This is a genomic window from Sporosarcina sp. P7, assembly GCF_002743425.1.
Lineage (GTDB): Bacteria > Bacillota > Bacilli > Bacillales_A > Planococcaceae > Sporosarcina.
Genome location: NZ_PDZF01000001.1, coordinates 327,132 through 338,254, shown reverse-complemented (window position 1 = coordinate 338,254; position 11,123 = coordinate 327,132). Strand labels below are relative to the sequence as shown.

Annotated in this window: 9 protein-coding genes; 6 read left to right on the top strand and 3 right to left on the bottom strand. The window is 42.0% G+C overall.

Annotated features, from left to right (window positions below; genetic code table 11):
• Positions 1 to 185 precede the first annotated feature (185 nt).
• Positions 186 to 500 carry an MGMT family protein gene (locus tag CSV60_RS01810; RefSeq protein WP_099630463.1) on the bottom strand — a complete coding sequence of 105 codons (315 nt, stop codon included), beginning with the start codon at positions 498 to 500 and terminating at the stop codon, positions 186 to 188.
• A 124-nt stretch (positions 501 to 624) separates the two neighbouring features.
• On the opposite strand from CSV60_RS01810, the gene kynU reads away from it, so the two are divergent.
• The 5 genes from kynU to CSV60_RS01785 all read left to right on the top strand — a co-directional run bounded on the left by kynU (position 625) and on the right by CSV60_RS01785 (position 6,564).
• Entirely contained in the window at positions 625 to 1,896 is a 1,272-nt protein-coding gene (gene kynU / locus CSV60_RS01805; RefSeq protein ID WP_099635817.1) for a kynureninase, read from the top strand.
• A complete protein-coding gene (gene kynB / locus CSV60_RS01800; protein ID WP_099635816.1) occupies positions 1,893 to 2,525 on the top strand; it encodes an arylformamidase in 633 nt (210 codons plus the stop codon). The genes kynU and kynB overlap by 4 nt, the downstream gene beginning before the upstream one ends.
• On the top strand, positions 2,522 to 3,340 hold the full coding sequence (kynA, locus tag CSV60_RS01795; RefSeq protein ID WP_099630466.1) for a tryptophan 2,3-dioxygenase: 819 nt from the start codon (positions 2,522 to 2,524) through the stop codon (positions 3,338 to 3,340). Before kynB ends, kynA begins: the two co-directional genes overlap by 4 nt.
• A 67-nt stretch (positions 3,341 to 3,407) precedes the next feature.
• Complete coding sequence (locus CSV60_RS01790; protein WP_099635815.1) at positions 3,408 to 5,039, top strand: S-layer homology domain-containing protein; 1,632 nt, start codon at positions 3,408 to 3,410, stop codon at positions 5,037 to 5,039.
• Between the two features lie 340 nt (positions 5,040 to 5,379).
• Positions 5,380 to 6,564 carry an MFS transporter gene (locus tag CSV60_RS01785; RefSeq protein ID WP_099635814.1) on the top strand — a complete coding sequence of 395 codons (1,185 nt, stop codon included), beginning with the start codon at positions 5,380 to 5,382 and terminating at the stop codon, positions 6,562 to 6,564.
• Positions 6,565 to 6,720: 156 nt separating this feature from the next.
• On the opposite strand, the gene CSV60_RS01780 is transcribed toward CSV60_RS01785, so the two are convergent.
• On the bottom strand, positions 6,721 to 7,911 hold the full coding sequence (locus CSV60_RS01780; RefSeq protein WP_099630469.1) for a coenzyme F420-0:L-glutamate ligase: 1,191 nt from the start codon (positions 7,909 to 7,911) through the stop codon (positions 6,721 to 6,723).
• A 112-nt stretch (positions 7,912 to 8,023) separates the two neighbouring features.
• Here CSV60_RS01780 and CSV60_RS01775 point away from each other — a divergent pair, with 112 nt between their 5' ends.
• The gene (locus tag CSV60_RS01775) at positions 8,024 to 8,908 is read left to right on the top strand and encodes a LysR family transcriptional regulator (RefSeq protein WP_099630470.1); all 885 of its coding nucleotides are present in this window, start codon (positions 8,024 to 8,026) and stop codon (positions 8,906 to 8,908) included.
• Between the two features lie 92 nt (positions 8,909 to 9,000).
• On the opposite strand, the gene CSV60_RS01770 is transcribed toward CSV60_RS01775, so the two are convergent.
• A complete protein-coding gene (locus CSV60_RS01770; protein WP_099630471.1) occupies positions 9,001 to 11,058 on the bottom strand; it encodes a catalase in 2,058 nt (685 codons plus the stop codon).
• Positions 11,059 to 11,123 lie beyond the last annotated feature (65 nt).

The following is an 11,123-nucleotide window of genomic DNA, read 5'->3' as shown; positions in this document are numbered from 1 at the left end:
GCGATTTTTTGTGTTGAAATTGAAGGAAAACAGCCTTTGCGCTCATTAATTAGATTGCGCGAGCATAGTTCATCTTCCACCGCCCTATGATACTTAACGGGCGCTCTATTAACTCCCGTGAACGCTCTATTAGCTTGCCTAAGTGATCATAACGATGTCCTAACCGCTCATTAACATACTTCCATTCAATCAGGGTGCCAGCGATACGTATCGAGAGAGACACGACCATTTTCGTTGAATTGAACACCTTCCGCGAGCAATCGTTCACGTTGCGTTTCACCTTTACTTTGTGCATTTTCCGGAGTAGAGATCCCGCCTTGTGCATTAATGACGCGATGCCAAGGCAATTCATATTTAGCACTCATCGAATGTAAAATACGTGAGATTTGTCTTGCGCCCCGAGGGTTGCCTGCTTCTGCGGCCACTTGTCCATAGGTCATCACACGACCTGGAGGAATAGCTTGAATGATTGCCACGGCCTGTTCTGTAAATGTTTCCATAGTGATGAAAGCCTCCTTTTCAATAAAGTCTAGCATAGAATGTTGCGGGAGTTCTTGCCATTATTCAAACGACATCGAATGCCATTATGGTATTATTTATGTACAGTTAGAAAGGAGAATATATATGAACTCCAATACGTTAGAGTACGCAAAAACATTAGATCAGCAAGATTTACTAGCATCTTACAGAGAAGAATTTTATTTACCGTTAGAGAAAATCTATATGGATGGTAATTCACTTGGATTATTATCAAAGCGTGCAGAGAAAAAGTTATTCAAACTGTTAGACGCTTGGAAGACACTTGCAATTGATGGCTGGACGGAGGGAACGCATCCGTGGTTTTACATGGCAGAACAAATAGGTGGAAGAATGGCACCGCTAGTGGGAGGTAAAAAATCCGAAGTGATTGCGACAGGTTCCACTACGACGAATCTACATCAAATGATTTCTACATTTTATCGACCTTCGAAGAAACGAATGAAAATACTAGCGGATGAATTAAATTTTCCGTCAGATATTTATGCGTTACAAAGTCAGATTCGTGTACAAGGCCTGGATCCGGAAGAGCATCTGATTCGTGTGAAAAGTGAAGATGGTCTGACGTTGGATGAAAACCAAATTATTAATGCCATGACGGAGGATGTCGCATTGATTGTACTGCCATCCGTTTTATATCGTAGTGGTCAAGTACTAGATATGAAAATGCTTACGCAAGCGGCAAGAGAAAGAGATATTCCAATTGGATTCGATTTATCGCATTCGGTTGGATCTGTAACGCATGCACTTCACGATTGGGACGTAGATTTCGCTTTTTGGTGTACATATAAACACTTGAATGGCGGACCTGGATCCGTTGGCGGTTTATTCGTCAACGAAAGACATTTTGGTATAGAAGCAGGACTTGCAGGATGGTTCGGCTCCGATAAGATGAAGCAATTTGATATGAATCATAGAATGACGCCTGCAACAGATGCAGGTGCATACCAAATAGGCACACCGCATATATTGAGCCTGGCTCCGCTACTCGGTTCACTCGAAATGTTCGAGGAGCTTGGAATGGAGGGAATCCGTGAAAAGTCATTGAAACTGACAAGCTTTATGTTGAGTTGTATAGAGGATGAACTAGGTGCGTATTCTTTTGGTATTGGGAATCCACTAGATGATACGCGTGGAGGCCACTTATTGCTACAGCACAAGGAAGCAGCAAGAATCTGTCAAGCATTGAAAGCACAAGGCGTCGTTCCAGACTTCCGTGCACCTGATGGTATTAGATTAGCACCAGTTGCATTGTATAATTCATTCGAAGACGTTTGGCAAACGGTACAAATCCTCAAAAAGATTATGCAAGAAGATCTATATAAACAGTTTCCGAATGAGCGCGGGGTGGTTGCATGACGAATCAGTGGATCGATATTACACAACCTTTGAATCAGCGTATTGCGGAGTGGCCTGGCGACACACCGTTTACCTATGAAGTAACCGTAACGAAAGAGCAATCCGGTTCCGTTAATATCGGCAAATTAACGATGAGTACGCATATCGGCACGCATACGGATGCACCTTTCCATTATGATGATGATGGCTTGAAAATTTTGGAGTTGCCAGTGGATTTGTATATAGGCAAAGCTTGTTTGGTAGATGTAACAGGAGTTAGTTGTGTGACAAAGGCAGACTTGGAGCCGTTTGATTTTGGCGGTGCAGAACGCTTATTATTGAAAACCGGAAGTCATCCAACACCAACGAAGTTTCCTGAGAACTTCACGGTTATCGGAGAGGATGTCGGACCGTTATTGAAAGAGCGGGGTATACGTCTAATTGGTGTGGATACGCCATCTGTTGATTCAGAGACTAGTAAAGATCTACCTGGTCACCATTCGTTATATCGCAATGATGTGATCATCATCGAGAATCTAGTATTGCATTCATTGGAAGAAGGATATTATGAATTAGTTGCATTGCCATTGGCACTAGAAGATGCGGATGGAAGTCCCGTCCGTGCAGTCGTCAGGAGGTTGCAGCCATGAAGGAGAAGGGAATTCACACCGATTTTCGTGAATCGATGACGTACGGTGAGTATTTACATTTAGATAAGGTGCTATCGAGCCAAGAGCGTTTGTCAGGACATCATGATGAAATGCTTTTCATCGTGATTCATCAAGTAAATGAATTGTGGATGAAGCTGATTTTACACGAGTTGGAATCAGCAATCGAATCAATTCAGCAAGATGAGTTACCGGAAGCGTTCAAAATGCTTGCTCGCGTCTCGAAAGTTCAGACTCAAATTATTCAGGCGTGGGATGTACTAGCTACGTTGACACCTGCCGAGTACATGGAATTTCGGGACAGTTTAGGTAAGGCCTCAGGGTTCCAATCCTATCAAAATCGTTTGATTGAGTTTGCTTTAGGTTATAAGCAACCACATATTATTAAAATCTATGAAAAGGATTCCGAGCTGTCAGCGAAATTAGCGAAAGCGTATCAAGCACCAGGAATTTACGATGTAGCTATTCAAGCGTTGGCACGTGCAGGTTTTGCTATCAATACGAACTTGCTAACACGTGATTTTTCAATTACTTACGAAGGAGATCCGAGTGTTGCGGCTGCATGGCTTGAAGTCTATCGCAATGTGGATCAATATTGGGATTTGTATCAATTGGCAGAAAAGCTAGTGGATATCGAAGACAGCCATCAGCAATGGCGCTTTAGGCATATGAAAACAGTGGAGCGCATTATTGGTTTTAAGAAAGGTACAGGCGGCTCTTCGGGTGTTCATTATCTAAAATCTGTCCTTGATCATCGCTTTTTTCCAGAACTGTGGGACGTTCGGACTGAGATTTGACAAACTGGCAAGCTAGCGACTATTATTAAAATTACAATAATCTGAAAACGGGAAGGTGGTATGTATAATGACCAAAAAGTCGTTTAGCTATATTGTGTTGGCATTTGCCTTAGTTTTGCAAATGGCTATCCTGCCGTTACAAGCGTCTGCTGCAGATCCTGAAAAAGCACCTACGTGGATTTCACCTATTAATTATTTAGCGCTTGGGGATTCATTAGCGGCGGGTGTCACACCGAATAACGAACTAGGTAAAGGCTATACAGACTTTTTAGCAGAGGAACTGGCTACAAGTGAAGTATTGCAAGCTAGCAATAAAGGGTTTTCGTACCCAGGCTATAAAACAGACGATGTCTTGAGGGATTTTGAGATGGATGTCACGAAGCCGATTGTAGGGATCGGACATTCTGATAAAACAGCTAGCCTTCATCAATCGGTGAAAGAAGCAGATCTCATTACGTTAACAATTGGCGCAAATGATGTGTTGCCAAAGTTTACGTTTGATGACAAAGGCACACCGCAATTCAACCCAGAGGAATTACAGGCAGCTATAATGAAAGTCGGGATGAATACGCAAAAGATCTTGGCTAAAATTTATCAACTGAACCCGGCTGCACAAGTATATGTGATGGGCTATTACAATCCATTCCCTTACTTGAGTCCACAAAATCAACCCGTAGTGAATCAGCTCGTCATAACGTTAAATGACGCGATTAAAAAAGGCATGACAGGCACTACAGCACAGTTTGTAGAGACATCAAAGAAAATTGCCGAGGATCCTTATACGTACCTGCCTAATCCTAAAAATATTCATTTAAGTCAAGCGGGCTACAAAGTAGTGATGGAGGCTTTCCATAAATCATTGATGGAGAACTATTCATGGTTTGCCAAAGATGCGCTTACTGTCACAGCCAAAAATGCGACAACAGTAGAGTTAAACTGGAAACCGGTTATTGATACGGGAATGGTCTCGACGTATCAAGTCTTTGCTGGTGATAAAATGGTAGGCGAAGTGATGTCTCCTGTATTGTCCTATGAAATTACAGATCTTGAGCCGAATAAGGAGTATCACTTCTCTGTTCAAGCCGTTAATCAGAACGGCACGAGGAGCATACAACACTTGAATACTAAATACACAGTAGATAAAGAGCCAACCATGGTGTTTACAGATATCACAAATCATTGGGCTAAAAAAGTAATCGAAATGGCAGCACAGAAAGGTATTGTTAGTGGCTATGCAGATCACACTTTCCGACCGGACGCATCACTGACTCGTGCACAAGCTATTTCAATCATTGTCCGTGCGCTAGATTTAAAACCTAAAAGCACAAAATGGGCATTTACTGATTTAGCAGACTACGCGGACAGCACCAAGATGGATATTCAAGCGGCTTATGATCATGATTTAGTAAATGGAGTCAATGGTCACTTCATGCCAAACAAGCCCATTACGCGTGCGCAGTTAGCATTGGTACTTAGCCGAACGTATGAAGTAGCAACTGGAAAGCCTTTCACTCCAACAGTGGCTGCACCGTTTACAGATATTCAGAAGTTCTCAAAAGACACACAGTGGGCAATAGCAGGTCTTTATCAAATGAATATCGCAACGGGGGACAATAGCAAATTCATGCCAAACCATCCCACAACGCGAGCACATGCTGCAAAAATGGTCGTTCATTCATTGGAAGCCATTGCACAATAATATACACGTCAAAAGGCAAACCTCACATCGGGGTTTGCCTTTTACTATTGTTCAGTTTAAGGATGTGGTACTACTCGAATGTCGATTAACGATATAGTTTATGTATGATTTCGGGTAAAATGACGTTAGCGGAAATTGCAGCACGTAGAAAAGTTGAAAATCGGAGTGTCATTAAAGTTGTCTAGCAAAACAAGGATGAACAACAATATCAAATAGTATGGTAGACTTGGAAGTGTTTTATGAGAATTTACTCGAAGATGCCACGAAGGAAGATTTAGAAGTGGGCATTCGTATATAAAAACGAGCGAATAAAAATCTTCATAAATGAGAGAGTGGTAAAATGGAAAATAGGGCCATTTGGACAAAAGACTTTATCGTTATATCTATCATCAACTTCTTCTTAATGCTAGTAATGTATTTACTTATAGTTACCATTGGGCCTTATTCAGTGAAGGAGTATGGCGTATCAACTAGTGTTGCAGGTCTCGTGTCAGGTATTTTCATCATTGGGACACTTTGTGCACGCCTTGCAGTAGGTGGGTTAATAGAAAAGGTCGGTAGCCGGAGGATTCTATTGATAGGTTTGTTAGTCTCTGTATTGGCATCCGTCCTTTATCTTGGTGTAGAAAACTTACCACTATTGATGGTAAACCGATTCTTTCATGGAGTTGGACTTGGTATATCTTCGACCGCCACTGGCACGATGGTAGCTCAAATGCTACCCCCTTCACGTCGAGGTGAAGGTATTGGGTATTTCAGTTTAAGCTCGGTCCTGGCTACAGCGGTTGGGCCGTTTTTCGGTATTTTCCTAAGTCAGCACTATCATTTCACCGTACTCTTTATGTTTTGTCTAGCACTCAGTGTTAGTTGTGCAGCCATGTTCTCTTTTGTTAAGAAAAACCCCATGGTCATGCCTAAAAAGAATGTACAAACACCAACAAAGAAATTTAGAGTTAACGGATTAGTAGAAGTGCGCGCATTACCGATCGCGTTCGTGACTTTGTTAGCTGCTATTGCTTATTCTGGTGTGCTGTCATTCATTTCGTTCTATGCAGCGGAACTCAACTTAGTCAGTGCAGCCAGCTTCTTCTTTTTAGTATACGCCATTGCTGTATTGCTCTCGAGACCATACACGGGAAAACTATTGGATGTAAAGGGGAGTAAGTTTGTCGTCTATCCTTCATTATCATTATTTGCTGGCGGCTTGTTATTCTTAAGCGAGACAAATGCAGGTTGGATGCTATTGCTTGCGGGTGGTGTTCTTGGACTCGGGTTTGGAAACTTTCAATCATGTGCGCAAGCGATTGCGTTGCAAGGCGTTAAACCTGAGCGCTTAGGTGTTGCTACATCCACGTTCTTCATCTTCTTAGACATGGGTTTTGGCTTTGGTCCGTATGTACTCGGATTGCTTGTACCGATCCTCGGCTACCAACAAATGTATTTGGTTCTCATGGTTGTAGTACTAATCGCGCTTGGCTTATTCATGCTATTCAGTCAGATGCGCCAACGTGCTATCGTGGAATGAAATGTTAAACTGTATGAAAAGACACTACATGATAGTAGTGTCTTTTCATATGAACTTCACGTAAATTACGTCCATTGTAGCATAGAAAAATCTGTTTATAATACATGGGCGATAAAATAAAGAAACACCTGTGAGGATGCTCACAGGTGTAATTTGTTAGTTTGTGAAGTTATCGAAATAGCCTTGAATAAAGACAATAGGTGTACCTTTGTCTCCGCTACCTGAAGTCAGGTCGGATAAGGATCCGATTAAATCCGTTAGCTTACGAGGAGTTGTTCCTTGTGACGCCATAGATCCCATTAAATTTGAATCTTTGTTCTCGATGAATTCGGACACAGCATTCTTTAATTCTTCTCCGCGTAATTCAGAGAAATCATTATCGGCTAAGTATTTTAGTTTCACTTCATTTGGAATACCGTCAAGCCCGTCTGTGTATGCAGGGGATACAACTGGATCAGCCAGTTCCCAAATCTTACCCACTGGATCTTTAAACGCGCCATCTCCGTAAATCATCACTTCAATATGCTTGCCTGTTTCTTTTTTTAACATGTTCTGAATGTTATCCACTATAGGCTGACAGCTATGAGGGAACAATTTGATACTGTCCTCTTGCGCTTTGTTTGCGCCAAGTAATCCGAACTCTTCATTGTAGCCACTGCCGTCAATAGAAGTTCTCAAGATATCATCCAAACCGTAAATCTTTTCGGCACCGTTTGCTTCCAAAATGCGCTTTGTTCTGAAGCGTGAGTGAATATCGCAAGTCAATACAGTTTTTGTATAATCTAAAATCGTTCGCGCGTTATTGGAGAATATAACTTCATGTTCAACACCGAACTCGTCCATCAATGATTTATAGTATTCAATATAGTCAACACCTGTGAATGGGTGTTTATTATCACCAAAATGTTCACGGAACTCAGCTTCAGTCAATACGTCAGTCCAAGGGTTAACTCCCTTTTCATCTAGGCGATCAAGCTCGACTAAGTGGTTACCCACCTCATCGGAAGGGTAGCTAAGCATCAAAACGATTTTCTTCGCACCTTTTGCAATACCGCGTAAGCAGTTTCCAAAGCGGTTACGACTAAGAATAGGGAAAATAACGCCAATAGTATCATTACCGAATTTCGCTTCAACATCTTTTGCGATATCATCGATTGTTGCATAATTTCCTTGTGCACGCGCTACGATCGATTCCGTGATGGATACGATATCTTTATCTTGAAACGTAATATTTTCTTTTTCAGAAGCTTCTAATACACTATCCACTACGATTTGATCAATATTGTCACCTTCATTAATAATTGGGCAACGCAATCCTCTAACAACCGTTCCAACAACTCTTCCCAAAACAATCGCTCCTTAGTGAAACTCAATTTGATCTCTCTTCTTTGTATTATACCGTCCATTCATGATATAAGTAAAATTAATATACTTAATAAGGGATATAAGGAGTGTTTATATGTCGATCAACTTGGAGTGGTATAAAGTCTTCCGTACAGTTGTGCATAATGAAAGCTTCTCAAAAGCCGCCCGAAGTTTATTTATGACACAACCTGCTGTCAGTCAAATCATATCGCAGCTAGAAGGGGCATTGGATACACGTCTATTCAATCGTACATCCAAAGGAGTGTCATTGACCGATGAAGGCTCCTTGCTCTACGAGTATGTCAATTCGGCACTGAATTTAATCGAGGCAGGCAATGAAAAGTTGCAGGAATTGAAGAATCTATCATTGGGCGAATTAAAAATAGGGGTAGGGGACACGATCTCGCGTTATTATCTGCTCCCTTATCTGGAAGCTTTTCATACGAGTTTTCCGGGTATCCGATTCAAAATCATTAATGGTACTACGTTAGAGCTAATCGCCGCGTTGAAATCTGGCGAAGTGGATATTGCAGTTTGTAATTTTCCAATAGAAGATGATTCGTTGGAGAAGCGTGTTTGTTTCGATGTGCAGGATACCTTCGTATATGGCGAACGGTTTAAAAAGTTGTTTTTGAAACCTGTACCTTTGCATGAGCTTTCGAGGTTGCCTTTGATATTACTAGAGTCGAAATCTAATTCGCGGCAGTATGTAGAGGAGTTTCTGTTGAAGGAAGGTGTAAAGATTGATCCTGAATTTGAACTGGGGTCGCATGAGTTGTTGCTAGAATTTGCTCAAATTAATTTGGGCATTGCGTGTGTGGTGAAAGAATTCTCGGAAGAATACTTAGAACGTGGCATGCTACAGGAAGTAGAATTTCTGAAAGCCATACCTAAGCGGAGTATCGGCGTATGCTACTTAAAGGCGGTATCTTTATCACCAGCAGCCTCGAAGTTTATTGGCATATTGGAGAAGAAGTAGACAAGTAACACGTTACTAATAATTAACTTAAAACTGTGCATAAAAAGGCTGCCGCAAAAAGTGGATCTTCTTGCGACAGCCTTAGTTTGTGATTATGCGTAAATATTACGATCCCAGAAACGGTGGTGTGCAACTGCCTCTACCCACTGCTTGCCTTCACCTGAAACCGTCAAGTTCGTCAGAATGCCAGGACCTGGTTTGACTTTTGTCTTCTCCATCAACCCTTTAGCCGCTGGAGCAGAGCCAATTGGTTTGAAATGCATATACGCTTCATTGACAAAATCAGCGACATCCGCCTCGAACTTCTGTTGTTGCTTCGCCTGTCCGCCGACGACATACAACGCATCGTATAGGACGGAGTGAACTGTCAACAACGTTTCGTCTACATCGACTGTAGCTCCGTTCTTACCCGTCAGCTTGCCAAACTTCTCGCTCACAATATCAATCGTCATACCAGCATCCAATGAAGCTTTCAAAAATGGCTCAAGTGCTTCATCGTCAAACTGGTCTGCGATCAATACCGCCACTGTACGAGTATCCGGCACCTTCACCATGTTTTCCTGACTAAGGGCAGGGGAAGACTTAGATTCAGTGGACTGCGCAACATCTGTTGGTGCCTCGACACCCACTGCATCTGCAACTTGGGTGGCCATATCCATATCGACATTAGCAAACATATCTACGGCTTGTTTTCTCACATTCATATCATTCACTTTTCCAATTTCAAAGCTGAATGCTGCGATGATATGCTCTTTTTCCGGGTCAGACATACTATTCCAAAATAAACGGGCTTGTGAAAAGTGGTCCTTAAACGAATCGCTTCGGGCTTGTACTTTGCGGCCCTCTACCTTCTCTTGGTAATGTACATATCCGCCGTCTTCGCCGGGAGTCGTATCGGGTTTATTGTTGGATAAAGAATTTTTATGATAGTGAGTTTGTCCTACGTTGATCGTCTGTCTACCATATCCGTCACGCTGGTTATTATGGAACGGACAGACTGGTCGGTTGATAGGCAACTCATGGAAATTAGGTCCGCCAAGACGTATTAACTGTGTATCTGTATAAGAGAATAATCTACCTTGTAGCAATGGATCGTTCGAGAAATCAATTCCCGGCACAACATTACCTGGATGGAATGCAACTTGCTCCATTTCTGCAAACACATTGTCTACATTGCGGTTTAACGTCATTTTCCCAATGATTTTTACCGGAATATCTTCTTCAGGCCATAGCTTGGTAGGATCTAAAATATCGAAATCAAATTTGAATTCATCTTTTTCTTCTAGTAATTGTACGCCAAGTTCAAACTCCACGAAATTTCCATTTTCAATCGATTCCCATAAATCACGGCGGTGGAAGTCCGGGTCTTTCCCGTTAATCTTCTGCGCTTCATCCCAAACTAATGAGTGGGCACCGAGCTTTGGCTTCCAATGAAATTTCACGAAATGAGCTTCACCTTGTTCGTTTACAAAGCGAAACGTGTGTACACCAAAACCTTCCATCATACGGAAGCTCCGTGGAATTGCACGATCGGACATTTGCCACATGACCATATGTGCGGATTCTTGATTATTCGCTACGTAATCCCAGAATGTATCATGTGCAGACGCAGCTTGCGGCATTTCATTATGTGGCTCAGGCTTCACGGCATGTATTAGGTCTGGAAATTTAATAGCGTCTTGAATAAAGAATACCGGTATATTATTTCCGACTAAATCATAGTTCCCTTCTTGCGTATAAAACTTCACAGCGAAACCTCGTGCGTCACGCACTGTTTCAGCAGAACCTTTACTTCCTGCTACACTAGAGAATCTGGTGAATACAGGAGTTTTGACACCTGGTTCTTGTAAGAATCCTGCTTTCGTATATTTCTTCATGGACTCATAGACTTCGAATTCACCATGTGCCGCAAAGCCTCGTGCATGAACTACCCGCTCAGGAATTCGTTCGTGGTCAAAATGCGTCATTTTCTCTCGGAAATGGAAATCCTCCATCAATGTTGGACCACGTGTCCCTACTTTTAGTGAATGCTCATCCTCTGAAATCTTTAAACCTTGATTTGTTGTCATAGAATGTTTGTCGTCATATGCACGGAATGTCTCCAATTGTTTGTTTTTACTCTCTTCGTTTACTTGATAATCTTTCTTCACATAAAATCCTCCCATCGAAAAATAGTAATCTGCTATTCTTATTCCCCAATTGCCGGGAGGTAAAC